The following is a 20,762-nucleotide window of genomic DNA, read 5'->3' as shown; positions in this document are numbered from 1 at the left end:
CTTACTCCTCCGTAACCTGAACCGTGAACCGGGCTTTCACTTCGGAATGCAATTTCACATTAACCAGAAACGTGCCGATATGACGGATCGGATCATTCAATTCAATCTTGCGCTTGTCGATGACAATGCCGTTCACCGCTGCCAGCGCTTCAGCAATCTGCTTGCTGGTAATGGCGCCGAAGAGACGTCCGCCTTCACCGGCCTTTGCCTTGATGGTCAGGGTCAGCTCATCCAGCTTCTTGCCGAGCTGCTGGGCCTCTTCCTTCTCCTGCTCCTTCTTGCGCTGTTCGGCTGCCGCCTGGTTCTCCAGCGTCTTCACGTTGCCATCTGTCGCTGGACGCACCAGTCCGCGCGGCAGCAGGAAGTTCGTAGCGTAGCCTTCCGATACCTCTTTAACTTGTCCTTTTTTGCCTTGACCCTTCACATCTTTTATGAAAATGACCTTCATTCGAAAAGCCCCTCTTTCGCTTCAATTTCCGCCAGCACTTCAAGCAGTCTGGCTTCTGCTTCCTTGCTTGTTCCTTCCAGCTGGACTGCAGCATTGGTTAAATGTCCGCCGCCGCCCAGCTTCTCCATAACCACTTGGACATTCATCCGTCCAAGCGAGCGGGCACTGATGCCGATCAGGCCATCCGGCCGCTCGCTGATGACGAACGAGGCGACCACATTCGTCATTCCCAGCAGCGTATCCGCCGTCTGGGCGATTAGAAGCTGCGGGATCTTCTTGCCCGGCTCCGCTACGACCAGAGCGATATTGTCGTAAATCATCCGGGCATTCTTAATAATTTCCGCTTTGGAGATATACTCCTGCAGGTCTTCCTTCAGCATACGCTGGATAAGAACCGTATCCGCGCCAATCCGGCGCAGGAACCCGGCCGCTTCAAACGTACGCGAGCCCGTATGAAGGGCAAAATGCTTCGTATCCACCGTAATCCCCGCCAGCAGCATGGTGGCCTCAAGCGGACTGAGCCTGATCTTATCATGGATGTATTGCAGCAGCTCCGTGACCAGCTCGCAGGTAGAGGACGCATACGGCTCCAGGTAGACAAGCACCGCATCGTTGATGAACTCCTCGCCCCGGCGGTGATGATCCACCACCACGATCCGGCTGGCATAATGGACCAGACGTGCCTCCATCGTCATCGAGGCTTTATGGGTATCGACAACAATGAGCAGTGTATGCTCGGTCATCATCTGCAGTGCCTGCTCAGGAGTGACAAAGGACTTGTACAATTCATCATCTTTGCGGATCTGCTCCATCATCCGGGTAATCGACGGGTTGGGCGGCTCCATCACGATGCTTGCTTCCACATTGTACATCTGCGCGGCCTTAAGCAGCCCGATGGAGGCGCCGACCGCGTCGATATCCGGTATCCGGTGCCCCATAATCAGCACCCGGTCGCTCTCCTGCATCAGATCGCGGAGCGCATGGGCGATGACCCGGGCCCGCACTCTCGTGCGTTTCTCGGCGGCATTGCTCTTGCCGCCATAGAAGGAGAGGCGCTGGCCTGCCTTGACGGCCGCCTGGTCTCCCCCCCGGCCCAAAGCCATGTCGAGACTGGACTGCGCCAGCGCGCCCAGCTCGCTGGCCGATTCAGCGCCGTATGCCAGCCCGATGCTGAGCGTCATCGGTACCTTGAGGTCGGCTGTCATCTCGCGGACCTCGTCAAGAATGACAAACCGGCTCTCCTCGAGCGCCTGCAGACTACGGTGATTCAGCAGCATCAGATACCGCTCTGAAGACAGGCGGCGGAGATATACATCGAACATCTTGCTCCATTCGGTGATTTCGCTCGCTACCTTGGCAATCAGAGAAGTGCGCTGCTGATCATCCATGCCCTGCGCCGCCTCATCCAGATTGTCCATCATGACAATCCCGATCGCCAGCTTCTCTTCCTCGTACCGCTCCCGCAGCACCACCAGCTCGGTGATATCGTATAGATACAGCAAACGTTCGCTCTGAATAATTACAACCTGATAATAACGGTCATTGACCGTAATTTCTTGTCTAATCTCTTTAATACCCTGCTCTTTATCTTTGCCATCCCGCTTATGCGCCGGATTCCCTGACACAGAAGCCATAATATCCGGCATCAATTCCTGCAGCGCTTCACCCACTAGCGTCTTACGGGCAAAGATCTCCCCGGCATTGCGGTTATGCCACTCTACGGTGCGGTCCTCGCCGTATAGCATAATCCCCAGCGGCAGCATGCTGACCGCTTCACCCTCCACCCTTTTAATCCGGAAGGATAGCCCGTTAATATACTCCACCAGATTGCGCCGGAACGAAATTTCCGCCTTCAGCATAGAGAAGCACATGGTACCGGCCAGAAAAAGGCTGGCCACACCCAGGACCCAATTGTAGATACTGACCACAATAATCAGGACCAGCAGCAGCATAAATGCCCAGACGGTATGGTAGCCGTGCCAGCGCCGCAGCAGAAATTTAGGCATGAGCTCTCACCCTATCGTTTCGATTTCGTTATAAGCTGTCTCAGCGGCATCGCCAGATCAATGACCCCGATAATCCAGAGCCCCGGAAACAGGATGACCGGAATGGACAGCACCAGCGCCACGGCCTTGCTCCATTTACGTTCATAGACCAGGAAGAACAGAAAGCCGATAGTCTGAATCTTGAAGACGATCCGTAAGAGCGGCAGCAGGTTCGCTGTTATCATCGACATAAAGCCGCTTTCCGCACTGCCGAACAACAAGGTGATCACCACGCCGATCAAATAATACCAGATAAAAGAACGCGGCAATCTCCATTCACGGGCCGGCTTCAGCTTGGGTACAGCGTACTCCATGCTGTTTAGAATCGGGCGGACAATGGAATGGGTAATGACCGAGAGCAGAAAAGAGCTCACTATGAGCGTCATCGGAATAATCTGAACCGTCCAATAACTGAGGGTGTGAACATCCGCCGAGGTGAACCCGAGATCATTCATCAGCGGATTGGCCGTACCGAGATCGGTCAACGGAGCCAGCGCAGTCTGCATCATGTCATTGACATATGTGGAAAGGTCAAAATTAAACAGCAGCGTCCCGAGCAGCAGAATCAGTAAATACTCACCTAATATGGCAAACATGCCGGCAAGAATCGTGGACATTGCGGAGGCACGCTTCTTATACCAGCGTCCCATCACGAGCGCCGGAATCAAAAAATAGACGGCGAGCAGAACATACACCGGCGAAATGAGCCCGACGATCAGCAGCACCGGAAGCACATGTAAGATAAACTGTTTTGTATTTAGAGCAGTAAAGAGCACCACGGCCGGAATAAACATGAATAGTGTGGTGATAATGAGCAGCGGGGTTGACAAGGACAGCAGTAGTAGCAGGTAAACGATGCTCCAAGCCACGGATGTCCAGCGAAATTTCAACAGTATTCACCTCTTACGCATATGTTCTTCTAATGCAGATATATCCTGATACCATTCTTCAAGCTGATGTCCTTCCTGCCTATGTTTTCGCAGCTTTTCCAGCAGCAGGTCATCAAGCTCGCGGTAAGAAAGGCCGAGTCTGCGCCCCAGAATATAGGAACTCATCACCAGGCTGGCCAGGCTGTCGCCTACCCGGGCTGTGCTGCCTTCCCACATTGCTTTGAACAGCCGGGAGACCTGATCGATCACTTCGGTCTTCAACCACTCAATTACTTTGGCGCGTTTGGCTACATCGAGGTCCTTTGGCACATTGGGCACGTCTCTCTACCTCCGGAAAAAGCATTATTCTCCATTATAGCATAAATATATCCGGGCTACACTGGAGCATCCGGGTGCAGGAATTCAGCCGGGTCACCGTGCGATGGACACTCCCGGAAACAGGATCCCGTTCTCGAAAAAGGCCCGCATTTCCGCCACTTTCGGAAGTACAGGCCTGATTGGCATGCCTTTGCTCAGTCACAGCAGATAAGCTATACGGATTCCTGTGACTGGCGGGCGACCACATTTTCGCAATATTCAATGATTTGGCTGCGGCGGACAATACCGATGAATTTATTCATATCATCGACCACCGGGACAAAGTTCTGCACTTTAGCCAGCTTGATGAGGTCCTCCATGTCAGCCTCAATCGATACAGGACGGTTATTCACGCGTAAGGGAACATCCTTCAGCAAATACTTAGAGGCGTTTTCAAAAGTAACCTCGCCTTCTGAATCCTTCATATACCACAGCAAATCGCCTTCCGTAACCGTACCGGCATATTCTCCGCTCCGGGTAAGTATCGGCACCGCCGTATAACGGTGAAACTCCATCCGCTCCAGTGTCTGGCGCAGCGTGGAGTCAAGGGTCACGCAAGCCACTTCCTGTTTGGGAAGCAGGAAAAACGCAATATTCATCTCTTGATCCTCCTCAAAGAGTACGAAGGGATTAATTCGTAATTCGGCAGAAGCATCCCTTTGCTCATACGTAACAGCCAGGGAATACGTTCCACTTCGTTATTATACCATCCCGAGACAATAAGCAGCAGCCACTGACTTTTTCCATGGCTGCTGTCTGCTTATCTATATTTGGTGCTATCCCGGGGTTCTTACTGGGCTTCGGCAGTTGCTTTGGGTTCAAGCGCATTAGCCGCCTTGCCCGGCTCAATCAGCTGGCTGACCGGCGTGCCCGGATTCATCCAATTGTCGATCATCGTTCTGGCTTCATTCAGATCCTCTTCATCCGCAATATCGTAATACAAACCGTTGATACGTTTGCCTTCACCCATTACCGTAAAGCTGGAGATATCCATGTCCTTGCCGCTCATGAATTTCTTCGCCAGACTGATGATGGTAGAGGGCTCGATATCGGTTTTGAAATTGTCGCCCATAATTTCCAGCAACTCGGGAATTTTTCCGATTTGGCTGATGGATAACATTTTATTCGCGAACACATCAATAAAGACCTGCTGGCGTTTCGTACGATTAAAGTCGCTGTCCTCGCGGTACCGCGTATAATTCAGCGATTCTTGGCCGTTATAGCTGGACTTGCCGCCTTCAATCGTAAACTTCTCGTGGTCTGCCCCTTTATTTTCAATATCCTTCTTGATAGGCAGCGGCAGGCCGCCGATGGCGTCGACTGCATCCTTCAGACCCTGGAAATTGATCGTTGCGTAGTACTGAATATCATGTTCGAGCAGCGCTTCCAGCGTGTCCTTAGCCATCTGCTGTCCGCCAAAGGCATAAGCATGCGTGATTTTGTCCAATTTATTATCTTTATACCCGATGATTTCAGTATACGTATCACGTGGAATGGAGATCAGCAGCACTTTGTAATCCTCGGGGCGGATAACCGCGTAGATCATTGTATCCGAGCGGGCAACCTCGTTGTCCCGCTGGTCGGTACCCAGCAGCATGACAGAGAACGGGTCGCTTTCCAGGGCAACCGGTTCCGGCTTCACCTGCTCATTCACTTTGGTGTCCTGATCCAGCGGTTGATAGGATTCCTGCTGTAATTTATCCTCAACCTGATCCGCCAGGAACAGATCAAAGGCAAGTACCGTCAGCGGCTTGCGGAACAGAAAGCCTCCGGCCACGATCAGTACAAGAACAATAAGAGGTATGATATACCTTTTCTTCAATTTCATTTTTTTCATGGTCAGACCTTCTTTTATGATGGAATATACAGGCTACTTAATAAGCCTGCAATCTATTTATAATGCTTGCCTGCGCTTCCAGGCACTCATGACTTGGGCTGTTCTCAGTTGTCTTGCTCCCCTTCCGGCTGTTAGTGTTCCCCCTTTCAGGAATTAGGGTCGCCTATGATTGTAGAATAAACCTGGAAATGACCTTTGACACACAAACAATATTTCTATTGTAATCACTCTGCACATAAAAAGAAACAACAAATAACGACAACATTCTGCCCACTATTGTATGCCTTACCTTATGTTGTTATAGTATATGACGGTCAAAACACCGAATTGTTTTACTTTGGTCAATATATTTATCTCCGGGATATTCAGTCCGCAGGCTTACAAAGAGGACCGGAAGCTGCGCTTCCGGTCCTGCATATCGTCTACTTTGATTCATCAATCCACCATTTGTACGGCTCCAAAATAATGCTCATGGAGTTAACCCTCACCCCCTGCAGACGGTTACTCACTGCGGTGATTCTTGTCCGTTCGGCAATAAAGATCACCGGTACCTCTTCATTAATTAGTTTCTGCCATTCGTTGTAAATCTGCTTACGGTATTTCGGATCATAGGCTTTTGAGCTTACGCCTTCGCTGATCAGGTGGTCGCTGCGCTCCGAATACCAGCGCGGATAATTCCATACATCATCCTGGCGCCACAGACCTGTAGGATCAGGATCACTAGCCAGTCCCCAGACGCCGTTAAACAATTCCACGTCCGGCTCATCCTGCTCCACCGCTTCGTAGAAAGCATTCATTTCCTTCAGCCCGCCGCCGTTCAGCTGCACATCAAGCCCAACCTCCCACCAATTCAGCAGAATGGCCTCTGTCCTGGCTTCCGCGCTGGTGCTTCCGCTCATGGCATCATACCGGATTCTAAACGGATTTCCCTGCGGATCTTCGCGCAGCCCGTCTCCGTCCACATCCTTATACCCGGCCTCATCGAGCAGAGACTTTGCCTTTTCCGGATCATACGGATAGGTATTGATTTCTTCGTCGGCAATTTTGGCCCAACTGGAGCTGGGGATCGGTGTTTCGATCAGGTTGCCCAGCCCGTAGGAATAATCGTCGATGAGGCTCCGGCGGTCCAGCGCATAATACATGGCCTGGCGCAACCGCTTGTCGGTGAACTTCGGATTGTCCATTACGTTCTCCTGTAAGTTCTCATCCCAGTGTCCAAACTTAAAGCCTATGTATTCGTAAGCCAGCTCCTGCGATTGCAGCACGCTGATCTGCGGATTGCCGCTTAGGGTAGAGAACTGGTCACGCGGCGCTGCAGCGATATCCACTTCTCCTTGCTCAATCAGCGCGGTCAGCGCTCCTCCGTCAACAACCTTGTATACTACCCCATCCAGCAGAGCCTGGCCGCGGTGGTAATTGTCGAACCGCTGCATCACCACCTGCAGGCCGGGCTCGATGCTCACGACCTCAAACGGACCGATGCCAATCGGCTGTTTGCGGACCTGATCACTGTCCGGCATATCTTTGACGGCCACGCCGGTGTAATATTTCTTATTCATCGGGTACGGCCAAAGATTGGTGATTGTATTAACGCGGGCGGAGTTCATTGTAATTTTCAGCGTGTAAGGGTCGATCACTTGTATGCCGGAGATATCTTTGGCCGTTCCCGCATGATAAGCATCGGCCCCCTTGATCATCTCCACGCTGTAAAATCTTGACCCTGTATAGTCGGGACTTGCAATCGTCTCCAGGGCGAACTTCCAGTCTTCCACTGTCAGCTCATCGCCGTTGTGCCAGCGCACGCCTGGTTTAATCCTGAACGTAAATACCGTGTGGTCTTCCGACTCCTGCCAGGAAGCGATATTGGGTACCGTCGTAAGATCGTCCCTCACTGTAAACATACTTTCAGTAATAAATTCCAGGACATTTGTGTCATCTTCTCCCTCGACAAATGCCGGCTCAAACAATCCCTGAAACGCCGAGGTATAAGCAAAAGTGGCTGTTCCACCTGCTTTGGGCTGATTCTTCTCCTCATGCACTGCCATATCGGGCAGGCTGAAGGTTCCTGATGCCGCACACGCCGTAAGTATAAATGCGAGTACAAGTACTGCTGCTATTATTTTCTGCTTCTGCATCTGTGCCTTCCTTTCCTCTGTTCCTGCAAGCTGGGCACTTTGCTTTATATCCTGTCTATTTTTGTAAGCATTTCCTTTGTTATATCATCTATATATCATGCACTGCATAAATTTCAATTTCGGAAAATTTAATACTATTATAGAGAATAAACAAAAATCGCTGTATTGTGAAGTATACATTTGACATCAGTACAGGTGTACAGTCGGCTGCTGTAGTCAGCGAAAGCAAAAAATCTGCCCGCTCAGGGCAGATTTTAAGGAATGTTTCAGTTGTCATCCTCATCTTTAATAATGGTCAGTCCTTCTACATGACGCTTACTCATCAGCTTGCGTTTCTTGCGGTTTTCCTTGCTCTCAAAAATAATATCAAAATCATAATCGTCCGGATACAGTTCATCCTTGGACAGGTAAGGCTTCAGCCGCTTATGGTTGATCCGCAGCTTGTGCTTCTGCACCATCACGCCGACCATTCCCATACTGTCCCGTTTGGCATACACAATCCCGCTCTTGCCCAGCGAAGTCACATATACCGCATCGCCGATCTCAAAGGCCGGTGCGGCCGCTTTCGCAGCTGCAGATCCGCTGCCTGTAGTGTCTTTCACATCCGCCTTATCCGCTTGCGAATTATCAGGCAGGTTGACTCCCGGCTCCTTTCGGTCATCCAAGTACCGGGCCGGCGCTTGCGCAGTACCCTGCCAGGCTCCCCCTGCTCCTCCATCCACCCGCTGCCCGGCGATGAGTTCTCCGGAGCGCTTGATGACCGCTTCCGGAATTCCCAGCCTGCCGGCAATCTGCAGCGCATAGCTTTCGCCCGCTTCACCTATCGTCAGCTTGTAAAGCGGCTGCAGCGAGTTCTTATCGAACTCCATCCGCGCGTTCTCAAAGCCTGCTGTTGCGGCCGCAAAGGCCTTGAGCTCATTGAAATGGGTGGTAACAATGATATTGGCCCCCCGGCGGTTCAGCTCCTCCAGGATGGCTATGGACAATGCGAAGCCTTCCCCGGGATCGGTGCCTGCCGCCAGCTCATCAATCAGCAGCAGCACACCGGGACTTGCCTGGCGAAGCATACCTTCTATGCTTCTCATTTGTGCCGAGAAGGTACTCAGCGACTGGGTAAGGCTTTGCCCGTCACCAATGACACTGAATATCCCTGTGAAGACCGGAAACTGGCTGCCTTCCTCTGCCGGGATAAGCATTCCGGATTGGTGCATAGCCGCCAGCAGGCCGACCGTCTTCAGCACTACCGTCTTTCCGCCTGTGTTCGGTCCGGTTATAATCAGTGACCTGTAGCCGCGGCCGAATTCCAGACTGACCGGAATCATCCCCGCCAGGAGCGGATGACGCCCACCGTTCATCCGCAGAACCCCGCGGTCATTCAATACGGCCTTTCTTGCTCCTAGCGTGCGTGCATATTTCGCCTTAGCGAAAATAAAGTCATACACTCCCGTGACCTCAATGTTCCCGGCCAGGGCTGCCTGCTCCCGTTCGACAAGCCCGCTGAGCATGCCGAGAATGATGTGCTCTTCCCTGGCCTCATCGGCAGCCAGCAGCTCCAGCTCGCCCTGCAGAGCGGCGATTTCATCCGGCTCCACATAAACCGTCTGCCCGCTGGTCGATTGATCCAGCACCGCCCCCTTGATCAGCTTGTAATACTCCTTCTTTACCGGTAAGACGTATCGCCCGCCGCGCATACTGACCAGATTCTCCTGCAGAATCGACCGGTGGCGTGCCATCAGCCCATCCAGCTTGCGCTGCAGCCGCTCCTTGGCTACCGCCAGCTTCTTGCGTGCCCGCTCCAGCCCCTTGCTGGCATGGGTCTCAATGACCCCAAAGCGGATACAGCGCTCGATCTCCTCCTTGAGAGGCTTCAACTCCTGCAGAGAAACCGCGTAGGAGGCAACCCGCGGTGAGCTCTGCTCCTTCGTCGACATATACTTACGCAGTTGGGCGCAGCTTCCGAGAAACACGGTCAGCGCCGTAAGCTCCTGCTCCGAGAATAAATATCCGCTGCCGAGCAGCGACATCAGAACGTCCATCCCTTCCAGTGAAGGGATCGGTACGCTGGCTCCGCGATCCAGCAGCTCTCTGGCCTCCTCCGTCTCCTCCAGTGCCCGCTGGATCGCCGGGGGATAGATCATGGGAACGAGTTCGTCCACCTGTCTCCTGCCTTCATAAGATACAACGTACCGTGCCAATTCTTCTTTAATTACACCGTATTCCAGTTGATCCAATTGTTGTACGTTCACTTTAGCTCCTCCTTTATTCATGCCTGTAGCCCGAATATTTTCTGCCCTAACGCAAAAAAAGGGCAAAGACAGCCACTGCGGCTGTCCTTGCCCTCCTGTCATTATGACTATGTTCCCTTAACGCAAAAAAACCGTGCTGCAAGAGCACGGTTAATCACAAAGAGAACAATAGCCCTAAAGAGGCCATGTTGACGCTTCGCGTGTTCTTAACTAAATCATCCACCCTTACCCGCATAAATTGCAGGTTGACAGACTTTAACAAAGCTCCCTGCCGCGCATTCGCGGACCGGAACTGCCAGTCTATCGGGTGATATGAAATTGCTTAGTTAAGAACGAACCCCGTCATCAAAATTTCCCCTTTGGTTAGGATATTTGTAATTTACTACATTACATACTGTACGTCAATGGCCGATAAAGCAATTCATGACCCAGGTGATCCCGTTTCTGACATCGGAGACCTGTCCATGCAGCGCGCCGAAGAAGGTTTTTTGCAACTCTACAGATACTTTGCCGCCATCAGCCTTGAGCTTGTCATATATACCTTGAAGCTGTTCTTCCGTGTCCAAATGCAGAATAATGCTGACATTCTCTGTCTTCGCACCCCGCCCATAGTCATCGGAGAAATGAATCAGCGTCTGGCCCAAATGCAGCTCTGCATGCAGCCATTTGCCTTGATGCTCGTTGAGCACCTTAATGTCTCCCCCCAGCACACTCTGGTAATATTCCACCGATTCCTGCACCTGTTCAATAATTACATAGGGGCTTGCACTGATCATTCGTATGCCTCCAGTTGGTTTATGATGTAGCAGCAGTCTATACTGTCGTTCTAGATTATATCCGAAGAAACCAGCTTATACTACCAGTTCTGCCCTTATATATAAAAAAGCAGCCGGATGATCCGGCTGCTTCGTTATTATACGTCTTATTCTGTTGTGTAAGGCAGCAGCGCGATTTGACGCGAGCGCTTTACAGCAATAGTCAGAGCGCGTTGGTACTTGGCACTGGTGCCAGTTACACGACGAGGCAAGATTTTGCCGCGTTCGCTGATGAACTTCTTCAGAAGCTCAGTGTCTTTATAGTCAATGTGAGTAATTTTGTTCACAGTGAAGTAGCACACTTTCTTGCGCTTGTTACGTCCACCACGACGAGCTGGCCGCTTGTCGTTGTCTCCGCCTTCTCTTTGTTTGAAAGCCATGTCCGTTTCAGTCCTTCCTAATTAAAATGGCAAATCATCGTCCGATATGTCGATCGGTTTTCCATCGCCGGAAAAAGGATCCTGTTGATTGTTGCTGCGCGAGAAATTATTATTTCCGCGTCCACTGTTACCGCCACCGCCATAGGCTGGTTCTTCCGGCATACCTGCTCCGCTCGATGAGTTACCACCATCGCGGTTCTGCGAAGATTCCAGGAAACGGACATTATCGGCAATGACTTCGGTTACGTATACACGCTTACCTTCATTATTTTCGTAATTCCGTACTTGGATGCGTCCTTCCACGGCTGCCAGACGTCCTTTGCGCAAGTAATTGGCACAGGTCTCCGCCAGCTGTCTCCAGGTTACAATCGGGATGAAGTCCGCCTCGCGTTCACCGTTCTGGCCCGTAAAATTGCGGTCTACGGCAAGCGTAAACTGCGTTACGGCAACACCAGCAGGGGTATAACGAAGCTCCGGGTCACGGGTCAACCGACCGATCAAAATGATACGGTTCAACAATTCTAGTCCCCTCCTTTACAGCGATTCACTACAAAGCTTGTCAGATGCTTAGGCAACGTCGTTCGTAATGAGATAACGAATTACTTCGTCGGAAATCTTCATGATACGCTCAAGCTCAGTAACTACTGCAGGTTCTGCAGTGAAGTTAACCAGAACAAAGACGCCATCACGGAACTTCTTGATCTCATACGCAAGACGGCGTTTACCTTGCACTTCGTGCTTTGTAATTTCTCCGCCGTTGGAGATGATGCCTTGGAATTTTTCGACTGCTGCTTGAACGGCTTCTTGCTCAAGATCAGGGCGAATAATGTACATCACTTCATATTTGCGCATATGTTTCACCTCCTTATGGTCTGAGGCCCCTGATCAATGTCAGGAGCAAGGAACGAGCACAAATGTAAACTCGCACCGTATTACTATACCAAACCGGCTCTGCAATTGCAAGTAAAACAAAGCGGGACGGCAGGAAAAGGTATCCCCGCCACTACATGAACCTTCTTCACACAGCGCACAATATTCAATGCACTTACTTACCTAAAGGAGGGCAATATCTATGGGCGAGCAGACTGAATTTGAAAAAGGCGACAAGGCGCCGAATCCCGGCATTTATACCGAAGTGGGCGAAGCGCGCAGCTTTCACACCCAGATCCAGAATCCGAAGCGCATTGAGATGAAGCGTGGGGACACCTTCCCGGAAACGACCAATAAGGACCGCAAGTGGAAAAAGGTCGAGAAGGCGCGGGTCCATTAATTTTTCAGCAGCCATGTATAAACGAAAGCAATCTGCACATAATATACTCAGGCAGTACAAAAGAGAGGTGTGGTTCCATTGGATCTCACAGGGTTTCTGAATAAAGCAACTATTGTACCACGGGAAGCGTAAGGCGCTCCTTAAAAAAGAGCATTCACCTTGAGCACTGCCCATTCACTTTAGAAGCTGCAGACAGACAAAATCCGTTCATCAATGATGTACTGCCTCCTAAAGAGGGACCCTTGCGGTCCCTCTTTTTGTTTCAACCCCACAAAGTGAAGTGAATACCAACGCAGCTTATTCCTATTACTTTGTGGGGACCCGAAGACATCTTAAACTCGCAACAAAAAAGCCTCCGCTTAGCGGAGGCTTTGGTTATTTATTAACTAACTTATATATGCTGAGGTGGCGGAGAGGGTGGGATTCGAACCCACGCACGCTTTGACACGCCTAACTGATTTCGAGTCAGCCCCCTTGGGCCTCTTGGGTACCTCTCCGCAGCAAGATTTATTATAGCACTGTATTTATTATTTTGCAAGCATTAAATATTTGTTGCTGTATCCCCTTCCGCAGACCGCAGCACTTTCTTCATATTCTTCTCGAATTTGGCCCGGGGAATCAGAACACTGTGCTGGCAGCCGACACATTTAATCCGGATATCCATCCCCATACGGATGATTTCCATTTCATTGCTGCCGCAGGGATGCGGTTTCTTCATCTGCACAATATCGCCCAGCCCGAAGACCTTGCGTTCCATTACTCATCACCCTTTACGATTTTTGGCCGTCTGCTTCCGATGCTGCGGCAATTTGCTTGATCAGGCGCAGCGCCTCCGACTGGGTATCACGCGGGTCTGACTGGGCAAGTTGCTCTTTCTCCGCCTGTTCCCTGGCTTCACGCTCTGCTGCTTCTTTCGCTGCTGCCTCTGCCTTTGCCGCTTCCAGCGCGCCCTGTTCCTCCAATGCCTGCTTAATGTCAGCCTGAATTTGCCGTTCTGCGGATTCCCTGCCATTGGGCAGACAATTGGCCGCCACGCGGATTACAAACTCAGAGGTACTCATGGATTGAATACCAAGAATATTCGGATATTCAATAACACTGGGATTCCGTTCTTCGATGCCTTTCAGGGCATTGCCGATCAGTGCCAGGGTTGCTTCCAGACCCCGCTCCATCTTCACCGGTACGTCTACCACAGCCAGCGCATTGGCCAGCGAGTAATTGGTGATATTGACGATAGAGCCGTTCGGGATGATGTGCACCTCACCGGTCGTACTCAATAGTTTTGTTGTCCGCAGACCAATCATCTCTACAGTTCCTTTATAATTCCCGATCTGGATAACGTCGCCGACTGCGAACTGGTCCTCAAAAATAATAAAGAAGCCCGTAATTACATCCTTGACCAAACTTTGTGCACCGAAACCAATTGCCAGACCGGCCACACTGGCACTTGCCAGAAGCGGTCCAAGCTGGAAGCCAAACTCCGAGAGGATCAGCATGATCATAATGAAATTACAGATGACCGTCACTACATTCTTCAGCAAGCCCCCGACGGTAGTGATCCTCCGGTTGTTAGAGAGCAATCTCCCCCCTTTACTCTCACTCTCCATAGAGCGGTCAATCACTTTACTGACAATCTTGATAACAATTCGGGTCAGTATAAAGATGGCCAGAATCCGGATTCCGGCAAACATGACATTGGCCCACATATCGGCATCGGTAAACCAAGCCCAGATTTTATCGCTAAAGGTGACTACACTTTGTATGGTTTGTTCAGTAGGGTCCGCGGCATTCAACAGCCATTGGTTCATCCAATCTCCTCCTGTTCCACGATTATTGCATATCCGCCGCCGTCCCCGGTTCTTCCGTAAATCCCGCGAATTTCGATCGACTGCTCCTTAATAAGGGTGCAGACCGGTTCCAGTGCGTTTCGGTAAAAGGCAATGGACATGGCACAGCCTGCCGTAATCTCTTTGGGAGTCGGGAAGATATCGATTTCTATTTCAGCGTATTCCAGCAGCATTTCCGCCCGCAGTGCCTGCTGGGTGGAATCAAAGGCAATCAGCAGTTCTCCCTCCATCTTCTCGCCTCCCTCTTTCGGTTTGTTGTTCAATCTCTTGACCGCGAAGTATAAAAACTCTTATACATCCATATACTAGGATCATCAGCAAAGCTCTTCCGCACAGCAGCGCCTTTGCACGATTATAAGCTTTTTCTGGAATAAATTAAATAGCGTGATATTTTCGTATAATTCCCGCCCAGAAAGGAAGATTGTATGAACCTCTTTTCCAAAGCCGCTCCCTTGCCGGAGCCTTCCTGCTTAAAAATATCCCATGAGGATCCCGATATTTATTCGGCGATCACGCACCGCCTGCTGTTTCACTTTTCCCGCACCCGTCCGGACACTCCAATTGTCGTTGTCTGTGTGGGTACAGACCGTTCTACGGGTGATGCCCTTGGTCCGCTGGTCGGTACGGCACTGGCCCGTTTCCATAGCCCTTTGTTTCATCTTTACGGCACATTAGATGAGCCGGTCCACGCCGTTAATCTGGAGGAGACCCTGAGTCTTATTCACGAAAAACACCGCAATCCGTTTATCATTGGAATCGATGCTTGTCTTGGTCATTCAGCCAGCGTCGGCTGCATCCAGGTCGTCGAAGGGCCGCTTAAACCGGGTGCCGGCGTTAATAAGCAGTTGCCTCCGGTAGGAGATATTCATTTGACGGGAATCGTAAACGTCGGGGGATTCATGGAATATTTTGTGCTTCAGAATACCAGACTGAGCCTTGTTATGCGCCTATCCGATATTATCGCAGCCAGCTTATACTCCGCCTTAAAGCAATGGTGTCTGCATGCTAACTCTGCTGCAACGCGAGAGCAATAACCTCTTTTTCCTCCGGCGATAAAGGATACTGCGACGCTCCCCCTTCAAGGGGTTTAGAATAAATATATGAATTTTCACGGTTATGCAGACTGGTAAGAACTACACCGCTATGGTTATCATCCAGAATCGCCAGCGAGAAGCTCATATCATTACCGCGTTCGCCAAAAGCATTGTACCGTTTCATCGCCATCTTAGATTTCATCCCGCGCATTTTAGCATGTGCCGCTTCAATTTGCGTTTTCTGTTCCCGTTGTCCCTCTTCGAGCATGTCGGCCTGGTTCTTCAAGTCAATCAGCAGGCTTTCCAGATCCTCCACGCCGCTGCCTGCCATCATCGCTTCGTATCTGCGGCGCATTTTGCGCAGCTTCACACTTTGGCTAATCATTATAATCAGTATGATAAAAACAATAAAACACAAAGCCATCAGCACTACTGCCAATTGCTCGCTAAACAACTCATTTAATTCTGACATCGCTTGAACCATCCTTTATTATTGTCTGCTGCCGCGGCCATACCGCTCCCTCATGGCGTCGAGCAACCGCTGTATATCCGCTTCTGTTGTGCTCACCCCTACACTTACTCTAACCGCACCGCTTTCCAGTGTGTCGGCCGATTGATGGGCAAGCGGCGTACAATGCATTCCGGCACGAACGGCTATATTATACTCACGGTCCAGACAGTGGGCAATCGCCGCCGAATCCTCTCCCTCAATTACAAAGGACACTATTCCTGTACGTATTTCCCCCAACTCTGGCCCAAGCAATCTCAACCCAGGAATGTCCGACAGCCCCTCGATCATCTGCTGTGTCTGCAGCCATTCTTGATGATGTATATTTTGCACCCCTAAATTACGGATCACCTTCAAACCGGCCAACAGACCGGCAATCCCCACCGCGTTCTGCGTTCCTGCTTCATACCGGTCAGGCCGCACATTCGGTTGCATGCTATTCTCAGACTGACTTCCCGTCCCGCCAAACAGCAGCGGCTCTAAATCCAAGTGCGGTGAAATATAAAGCCCCCCGGTCCCCTGTGGTCCAAGCAGTCCCTTATGACCGGGGAAAGCGAGCAGGTCAATATTCATCCGTTTAACATCAATTTCAAGCGATCCCGCGCTTTGTGCTGCATCCACCAAAAACAGTGCACCGCGCGATTTGGCGATATCTCCAATCTGTCCTACCGGCAATACGCTGCCAAGCAGATTAGAGCTATGGTTACATATAACCATTCGTGTATTCGGCCTAAACGCCTGTTCAAGCTTACGCAAGTCCACTTGCCCTTTCCGGTTCACCTGCAAGTAATCGACTTCAATGCCGATCTTGTTGCGCAAGTATTCCAGCGGACGCCGCACAGAGTTGTGTTCAGTCATCGTTGAAATGACATGATCCCCTGGTTGAAGTGTGCCCCTTATGGCCATATTTAGCCCCATTGTTGTGTTATGGGTGAAGGCAATATCCTGGGAATTTGTCACTCCAAACAATTCACTAAGCATACTTCGTGCACGCACGAGTACTCTCCCGGTCCCGACAGCCAGGGAATGATTGCCACGGCCAGCATTCGCGCCGGAGTTTTGCAGCGCATCCATCATCGCAGCGGCCACTTCCGGCGGTTTGGGCCACGAAGTAGCCGCATGATCCAGATAAACCATGTGTTGCATGATCTCCACCCCCATCCTCTATAGTATAAAAAACATACTCCTCCATATCCATTCCCAGGATATCTCAGAGTATGTTCACGAATACTAACCGATTCGCATTAATTCCCCAGCATTTCAAGAAGTCTTTCCAAATCCTGCGCACTGTAATAATTGATTTCAATTTTACCTTTGTCTTTTCCTTGCTTAATCTTTACCGTTGTTTTGAATCTCTCACGTAAAGTTTCTTCTACATTATTGATATAGGGATCAACCTTCACTGTCTTAACTTTAGCAGCATTCGTCGGCTTCCGATCCAGGTTCTTGACGATCTCTTCCAACTGGCGAACGTTCCATTCTTGCTCGACGCATTGCTTAGCCAATTCTTTTATAGTTGCGGGATCCTTAAGTCCAACAATAGCACGGGCATGTCCCATTGAAATTGTTCCACGTGAAACATATTCCTTTACTTCTTCGGGCAGTGTCAGTAATCTCAAAAAATTAGCAATATGCGATCTTGATTTGCCAACCTTTAAGGAAAGTTCTTCCTGCGTCAAGGAAAATTGATCCATTAACCCCTGATAGGCGACCGCAATTTCCATCGCATTTAGATTCTCGCGCTGCAAATTCTCAATCAGGGCAATCTCCATAACCTGTTGGTCGCTAAATGAACGAACCACAGCTGGAATGGTTGCTTTGCCGCAATATTGTGACGCCCGGAAACGGCGTTCCCCGGCGATGATTTCATAGCCTTTTAGTACGCTGCGAACAATAATCGGTTGAATAACGCCATGCTGTCTGATTGATTCAGCTAATTCATGAATGGCATCTTCATCAAAATTCTTTCGCGGTTGGTAAGGATTGGCCCGCAACTGACTCAGTGGGATTTCAACCACTTTATCATCTTCATTAATAGACAATGAAGGAATCAGAGCATCCAGCCCTTTGCCTAAACGTTTACTCATAGGAGATCACTTCCTTTGCCAGCTCTAAATACACTTCCGCCCCTTTGGACCGGGTATCATAGGTTATAATGGACTGGCCATGCGACGGTGCCTCGCTAAGCCGTACATTGCGGGGAATAATGGTTCGATATACTTTTTCTTGAAAATACTTCTTCACTTCTTCAATCACCTGAATACCGAGATTGGTCCGGGCATCGAGCATTGTCAATAATACGCCCTCAATCTTCAAATGGGGATTCAGGTTCTTCTGCACGAGACGGACTGTATTGAGCAGTTGGCTGAGCCCCTCCAGCGCGTAATATTCACATTGAATCGGAATAATGACAGAGTCTGCGGCAGTCAATGAGTTAATCGTAAGAATACCTAATGATGGCGGACAATCAATAATAATATAATCATAATTGCTTTTCACAGCGTGAAGAGCTTTCTTGAGCTTCAATTCACGGGAAATGGTAGACACTAATTCAATCTCAGCCCCGGCCAGTTGGATCGTTGCCGGTATAATATGCAGGCCTTCGATTTCCGTCTCTAAAATCGTTTCTTCCGGGTTGGCTTCATTAATTAGAATATCATATACGCAATTGGCGACATCAGCCTTATTGACGCCAACGCCGCTGGTTGTGTTGCCCTGTGGGTCTATATCGACTAATAGCACCCGCTTCCCCAGGGTAGCCATTCCGGCTCCCAGGTTGACGGAAGTTGTAGTTTTTCCGACACCGCCCTTTTGGTTTGCTATGGCAATAATCTTGGACACTAAGTTCACCTCGAATTGTTAGAAAGAGTCATCTTGTAGATCGTAAGTTGTAGCGTTGTAACCGCCTTGCATTGGAACATCCTTGCACTGATTTTGGATTTCCACACCAAGGTATATACTCCGAGGCAGGTCACAGAAAAGGCGGCCAATCACCTCAGGGCCGCCTTCAGCTTTTGAATCCATCTATCGTTTTGGGATCTGAATGACAATCTCGTAATGGTCTCCACGATCGTTTTCTGAAGTCTTAATCTCCATACCCGATCCGGATACCATGTCAATGGATTGACGGATGGTATTAAGTGCGAGACGGACATCTTTAGTATACGATATCCGTTTCGCTTTCTTGGTTTGCGAGGAGGCTTTGTAGAAGGCAATTCTGGCTTCCGTCTGCTTTACATTCAGCCCTTTGGAGATGATCTCACCAAGCACCTTCAATTGCATTTCAACACTGTCAAGCGACAATAGCGAACGGGCATGACGCTCTGTAATTTGCCGTTCCATTAAAGCGGTCTTTACTTCTTCCGGCAGCTGCAGCAGGCGGATTTTATTGGCGATCGTGGACTGGCTTTTGCCAAGCCGTTGTGCAAGGCTCTCCTGGGTCAGTTGATGTAAATCTATAAGTTTCTGGTAAGCAATGGCTTCTTCAATGGAAGTCAAGCCTTCACGCTGCAAATTTTCAATTAGAGCAATAGAAGCAGCCTGTGAATCATTAAACTCACGCACAATGGCGGGAATTGACTCCAGCCCCAGCTTCTTCACAGCACGCCAGCGCCGTTCACCGGCAATGATTTCATACTTGGAATCTCGGTAGCGTACCACGATGGGCTGAATCACACCATGAGTTTTGATGGTCTGACAGAGCTCCTCGATCTTCTCGTCATCGAATATGGTCCGGGGCTGATAAGGACTGCTGATGACCTCATGAACCGGGATTTGTTTGATCTCTTCTCCGCTGCTCCGCTCAGTAAATCCAAAAAGCTTGGTGAATTGTTCTTTCATTCCGTTCATTACCACCTAGTTTCATTATAGTACGATTCTTTTGACTCTTACGAACAAAAAGCAGATCGTACGGTTCGGGGAAGGAGTATGTCATGGTTCTGCATTTATGTTGCTTTATCAGGACCGATGACAATACTTCATCCAGCAGGAGCCGGATCATCCCGGTTGATTGCTGCTTAACTACTATTTCTTCAAAAGTCTTACTATATTATTCTATCACTTTTCTGCCAATAATCCTATTCTCCGTTTAGACCTATTTTTCCTGTTTCATCATTGATTTCGCATGAATTTATAAATTTGATTCACAAAAAAAAAGATCAAGCTCTCTGCGAGAGAACTTGATCTTTGTGTTATATGTTTCCATTCCTATTGTTTCACGTGAAACAATTAAATGAGCGGTGACTTGGCAGGAATTCCCGCCTTACGGGGATACTTAGCAGGAGTAGCTCCGTTTTTGTGAATCAGCACGATGTGGCGATCAGAGTCCTCCACCGGAAGCCGGAAAGCTTCCACCCGATCGAGAGCTGCGCGCAATTCCTTAAGGCTCTTTCGTGCTTCTGCTACTTCTTCAGTAGGATCACTGCCCTTCATGGCTGCGAATACCCCGCTCTGACGGGTAAAGGGCAAGCAGAATTCATTGAGGAGCGCCAGCCGGGCAACTGCCCGTGCTGTTACAACATCATAAGCGTCACGGTGAGCCGGCTGTCTGGCGATATCCTCAGCCCGGCCGTGAATTAGTTCAACTCCGGTTAATTTTAATTCATCACATATGTGCTGCAGGAAGCTAATCCTTTTAGCCAAAGAGTCAACGATGGTCAGCTTTATATGTGGAAAAGCAATTTTTAAGGGTATACCAGGGAACCCGGCGCCAGATCCAATATCGGCGAGCCGCTGAACCTCCTCCATATTTAAATAGAACGAAAGTGAAAGCGAATCATAGAAATGCTTCATATAGACCTGGGCCCGTTCTGTAATTCCGGTCAAATTCATTTTCTCATTCCAGGATACCAGTTCCTGATAATAAAGCTCAAACTGCGATAACTGAGCTGAAGACAGCTCTATCCCCTGCTGCTTCAGAAGGGCCGTAAACTGTTCTGTAATCTGATCCAT

23 protein-coding genes and 1 tRNA gene are annotated in these 20,762 nt (G+C 49.9%); 2 read left to right on the top strand and 22 right to left on the bottom strand.

The window, feature by feature from the left end:
* Position 1 precedes the first annotated feature (1 nt).
* The 12 genes from rplI to rpsF all read right to left on the bottom strand — a co-directional run bounded on the left by rplI (position 2) and on the right by rpsF (position 12,005).
* Positions 2-448 (bottom strand): 50S ribosomal protein L9, encoded by a 447-nt coding sequence (rplI, locus tag F1381_RS03090; protein ID WP_151733363.1) that lies wholly within the window; start codon positions 446-448, stop codon positions 2-4.
* Complete coding sequence (locus tag F1381_RS03085) at positions 445-2,454, bottom strand: DHH family phosphoesterase (RefSeq protein WP_151733362.1); 2,010 nt, start codon at positions 2,452-2,454, stop codon at positions 445-447. Before F1381_RS03085 ends, rplI begins: the two co-directional genes overlap by 4 nt.
* A gap of 11 nt (positions 2,455-2,465) precedes the next feature.
* On the bottom strand, positions 2,466-3,383 hold the full coding sequence (locus F1381_RS03080) for a DUF2232 domain-containing protein (RefSeq protein WP_151733361.1): 918 nt from the start codon (positions 3,381-3,383) through the stop codon (positions 2,466-2,468).
* 6 nt (positions 3,384-3,389) lie between these two features.
* On the bottom strand, positions 3,390-3,692 hold the full coding sequence (locus F1381_RS03075; protein ID WP_187355209.1) for a MazG-like family protein: 303 nt from the start codon (positions 3,690-3,692) through the stop codon (positions 3,390-3,392).
* Positions 3,693-3,913: 221 nt separating this feature from the next.
* Positions 3,914-4,339, bottom strand: coding sequence for a CBS domain-containing protein (locus F1381_RS03070; RefSeq protein WP_151733359.1), 426 nt, complete (start codon positions 4,337-4,339; stop codon positions 3,914-3,916).
* A gap of 191 nt (positions 4,340-4,530) precedes the next feature.
* Complete coding sequence (locus tag F1381_RS03065; protein WP_151733847.1) at positions 4,531-5,568, bottom strand: LCP family protein; 1,038 nt, start codon at positions 5,566-5,568, stop codon at positions 4,531-4,533.
* Positions 5,569-5,999: 431 nt separating this feature from the next.
* Positions 6,000-7,622 carry an oligopeptide ABC transporter substrate-binding protein gene (gene opp4A, locus F1381_RS03060; protein WP_246187894.1) on the bottom strand — a complete coding sequence of 541 codons (1,623 nt, stop codon included), beginning with the start codon at positions 7,620-7,622 and terminating at the stop codon, positions 6,000-6,002.
* Positions 7,623-7,978: 356 nt separating this feature from the next.
* On the bottom strand, positions 7,979-9,958 hold the full coding sequence (locus F1381_RS03055) for an endonuclease MutS2 (RefSeq protein WP_151733357.1): 1,980 nt from the start codon (positions 9,956-9,958) through the stop codon (positions 7,979-7,981).
* 401 nt (positions 9,959-10,359) lie between these two features.
* The gene (locus F1381_RS03050) at positions 10,360-10,734 is read right to left on the bottom strand and encodes a VOC family protein (protein WP_151733356.1); all 375 of its coding nucleotides are present in this window, start codon (positions 10,732-10,734) and stop codon (positions 10,360-10,362) included.
* 146 nt (positions 10,735-10,880) lie between these two features.
* A complete protein-coding gene (gene rpsR / locus F1381_RS03045) occupies positions 10,881-11,153 on the bottom strand; it encodes a 30S ribosomal protein S18 (RefSeq protein ID WP_019914552.1) in 273 nt (90 codons plus the stop codon).
* 21 nt (positions 11,154-11,174) lie between these two features.
* Positions 11,175-11,672 (bottom strand): single-stranded DNA-binding protein, encoded by a 498-nt coding sequence (ssb, locus tag F1381_RS03040; RefSeq protein WP_151733355.1) that lies wholly within the window; start codon positions 11,670-11,672, stop codon positions 11,175-11,177.
* Between the two features lie 48 nt (positions 11,673-11,720).
* Positions 11,721-12,005, bottom strand: coding sequence for a 30S ribosomal protein S6 (gene rpsF / locus F1381_RS03035; protein WP_151733354.1), 285 nt, complete (start codon positions 12,003-12,005; stop codon positions 11,721-11,723).
* Between the two features lie 220 nt (positions 12,006-12,225).
* On the opposite strand from rpsF, the gene F1381_RS03030 reads away from it, so the two are divergent.
* Positions 12,226-12,423 carry a YjzC family protein gene (locus tag F1381_RS03030; RefSeq protein WP_151733353.1) on the top strand — a complete coding sequence of 66 codons (198 nt, stop codon included), beginning with the start codon at positions 12,226-12,228 and terminating at the stop codon, positions 12,421-12,423.
* 406 nt (positions 12,424-12,829) lie between these two features.
* Here the strand turns inward: F1381_RS03030 and F1381_RS03025 are convergent.
* The 4 genes from F1381_RS03025 to F1381_RS03010 all read right to left on the bottom strand — a co-directional run bounded on the left by F1381_RS03025 (position 12,830) and on the right by F1381_RS03010 (position 14,500).
* A tRNA-Ser gene (locus F1381_RS03025) sits at positions 12,830-12,920 on the bottom strand.
* Positions 12,921-12,964: 44 nt separating this feature from the next.
* Positions 12,965-13,180: a DUF951 domain-containing protein gene (locus tag F1381_RS03020; protein WP_151733352.1), complete on the bottom strand. Its 216-nt coding sequence runs from the start codon at positions 13,178-13,180 to the stop codon at positions 12,965-12,967.
* Positions 13,181-13,193: 13 nt separating this feature from the next.
* Positions 13,194-14,231, bottom strand: a complete 1,038-nt coding sequence (locus tag F1381_RS03015; RefSeq protein ID WP_151733351.1) for a mechanosensitive ion channel family protein — start codon at positions 14,229-14,231, stop codon at positions 13,194-13,196.
* Positions 14,228-14,500, bottom strand: a complete 273-nt coding sequence (locus F1381_RS03010; protein WP_151733350.1) for a putative Se/S carrier protein — start codon at positions 14,498-14,500, stop codon at positions 14,228-14,230. The genes F1381_RS03015 and F1381_RS03010 overlap by 4 nt, the downstream gene beginning before the upstream one ends.
* Positions 14,501-14,695: 195 nt before the next feature.
* Here F1381_RS03010 and yyaC point away from each other — a divergent pair, with 195 nt between their 5' ends.
* Positions 14,696-15,304, top strand: a complete 609-nt coding sequence (gene yyaC / locus F1381_RS03005; protein ID WP_151733349.1) for a spore protease YyaC — start codon at positions 14,696-14,698, stop codon at positions 15,302-15,304.
* On the opposite strand, the gene F1381_RS03000 is transcribed toward yyaC, so the two are convergent.
* The 6 genes from F1381_RS03000 to rsmG form a co-directional block, all read right to left on the bottom strand.
* Complete coding sequence (locus F1381_RS03000; RefSeq protein WP_151733348.1) at positions 15,276-15,776, bottom strand: DUF4446 family protein; 501 nt, start codon at positions 15,774-15,776, stop codon at positions 15,276-15,278. The genes yyaC and F1381_RS03000 overlap by 29 nt on opposite strands.
* An 18-nt stretch (positions 15,777-15,794) precedes the next feature.
* Complete coding sequence (locus tag F1381_RS02995) at positions 15,795-16,958, bottom strand: aminotransferase class V-fold PLP-dependent enzyme (RefSeq protein ID WP_151733347.1); 1,164 nt, start codon at positions 16,956-16,958, stop codon at positions 15,795-15,797.
* 98 nt (positions 16,959-17,056) lie between these two features.
* A complete protein-coding gene (locus F1381_RS02990; RefSeq protein WP_151733346.1) occupies positions 17,057-17,899 on the bottom strand; it encodes a ParB/RepB/Spo0J family partition protein in 843 nt (280 codons plus the stop codon).
* Positions 17,892-18,653: a ParA family protein gene (locus F1381_RS02985; RefSeq protein WP_151733345.1), complete on the bottom strand. Its 762-nt coding sequence runs from the start codon at positions 18,651-18,653 to the stop codon at positions 17,892-17,894. Before F1381_RS02985 ends, F1381_RS02990 begins: the two co-directional genes overlap by 8 nt.
* A gap of 183 nt (positions 18,654-18,836) precedes the next feature.
* On the bottom strand, positions 18,837-19,652 hold the full coding sequence (gene noc / locus F1381_RS02980; RefSeq protein WP_151733344.1) for a nucleoid occlusion protein: 816 nt from the start codon (positions 19,650-19,652) through the stop codon (positions 18,837-18,839).
* A gap of 387 nt (positions 19,653-20,039) precedes the next feature.
* On the bottom strand, positions 20,040-20,762 hold the full coding sequence (gene rsmG, locus F1381_RS02975; protein ID WP_151733343.1) for a 16S rRNA (guanine(527)-N(7))-methyltransferase RsmG: 723 nt from the start codon (positions 20,760-20,762) through the stop codon (positions 20,040-20,042).

This window comes from Paenibacillus tengchongensis (assembly GCF_008973665.1).
Classification (GTDB): Bacteria; Bacillota; Bacilli; order Paenibacillales; family Paenibacillaceae; genus Paenibacillus_AQ; species Paenibacillus_AQ tengchongensis.
Note: the sequence above shows the minus strand (reverse complement) of the source record. Positions and strands in the feature narration are given on the sequence as shown.

What these genes read in the sequence shown, in the direction of transcription:
- rplI (WP_151733363.1), bottom strand. Translation starts at nt 448, where the DNA reads ATGAAGGTCATTTTCATAAAAGATGTGAAGGGTCAAGGCAAAAAAGGA.
- F1381_RS03085 (WP_151733362.1), bottom strand. Translation starts at nt 2,454, where the DNA reads ATGCCTAAATTTCTGCTGCGGCGCTGGCACGGCTACCATACCGTCTGG.
- F1381_RS03070 (WP_151733359.1), bottom strand. Translation starts at nt 4,339, where the DNA reads ATGAATATTGCGTTTTTCCTGCTTCCCAAACAGGAAGTGGCTTGCGTG.
- F1381_RS03065 (WP_151733847.1), bottom strand. Translation starts at nt 5,568, where the DNA reads ATGAAATTGAAGAAAAGGTATATCATACCTCTTATTGTTCTTGTACTG.
- opp4A (WP_246187894.1), bottom strand. Translation starts at nt 7,622, where the DNA reads ATGGCAGTGCATGAGGAGAAGAATCAGCCCAAAGCAGGTGGAACAGCC.
- F1381_RS03050 (WP_151733356.1), bottom strand. Translation starts at nt 10,734, where the DNA reads ATGATCAGTGCAAGCCCCTATGTAATTATTGAACAGGTGCAGGAATCG.
- rpsR (WP_019914552.1), bottom strand. Translation starts at nt 11,153, where the DNA reads ATGGCTTTCAAACAAAGAGAAGGCGGAGACAACGACAAGCGGCCAGCT.
- rpsF (WP_151733354.1), bottom strand. Translation starts at nt 12,005, where the DNA reads ATGCGCAAATATGAAGTGATGTACATTATTCGCCCTGATCTTGAGCAA.
- F1381_RS03030 (WP_151733353.1), top strand. Translation starts at nt 12,226, where the DNA reads ATGGGCGAGCAGACTGAATTTGAAAAAGGCGACAAGGCGCCGAATCCC.
- F1381_RS03020 (WP_151733352.1), bottom strand. Translation starts at nt 13,180, where the DNA reads ATGGAACGCAAGGTCTTCGGGCTGGGCGATATTGTGCAGATGAAGAAA.
- F1381_RS03015 (WP_151733351.1), bottom strand. Translation starts at nt 14,231, where the DNA reads ATGAACCAATGGCTGTTGAATGCCGCGGACCCTACTGAACAAACCATA.
- F1381_RS03010 (WP_151733350.1), bottom strand. Translation starts at nt 14,500, where the DNA reads ATGGAGGGAGAACTGCTGATTGCCTTTGATTCCACCCAGCAGGCACTG.
- yyaC (WP_151733349.1), top strand. Translation starts at nt 14,696, where the DNA reads ATGAACCTCTTTTCCAAAGCCGCTCCCTTGCCGGAGCCTTCCTGCTTA.
- F1381_RS03000 (WP_151733348.1), bottom strand. Translation starts at nt 15,776, where the DNA reads ATGTCAGAATTAAATGAGTTGTTTAGCGAGCAATTGGCAGTAGTGCTG.
- F1381_RS02995 (WP_151733347.1), bottom strand. Translation starts at nt 16,958, where the DNA reads ATGCAACACATGGTTTATCTGGATCATGCGGCTACTTCGTGGCCCAAA.
- F1381_RS02990 (WP_151733346.1), bottom strand. Translation starts at nt 17,899, where the DNA reads ATGAGTAAACGTTTAGGCAAAGGGCTGGATGCTCTGATTCCTTCATTG.
- noc (WP_151733344.1), bottom strand. Translation starts at nt 19,652, where the DNA reads ATGAAAGAACAATTCACCAAGCTTTTTGGATTTACTGAGCGGAGCAGC.
- rsmG (WP_151733343.1), bottom strand. Translation starts at nt 20,762, where the DNA reads ATGGATCAGATTACAGAACAGTTTACGGCCCTTCTGAAGCAGCAGGGG.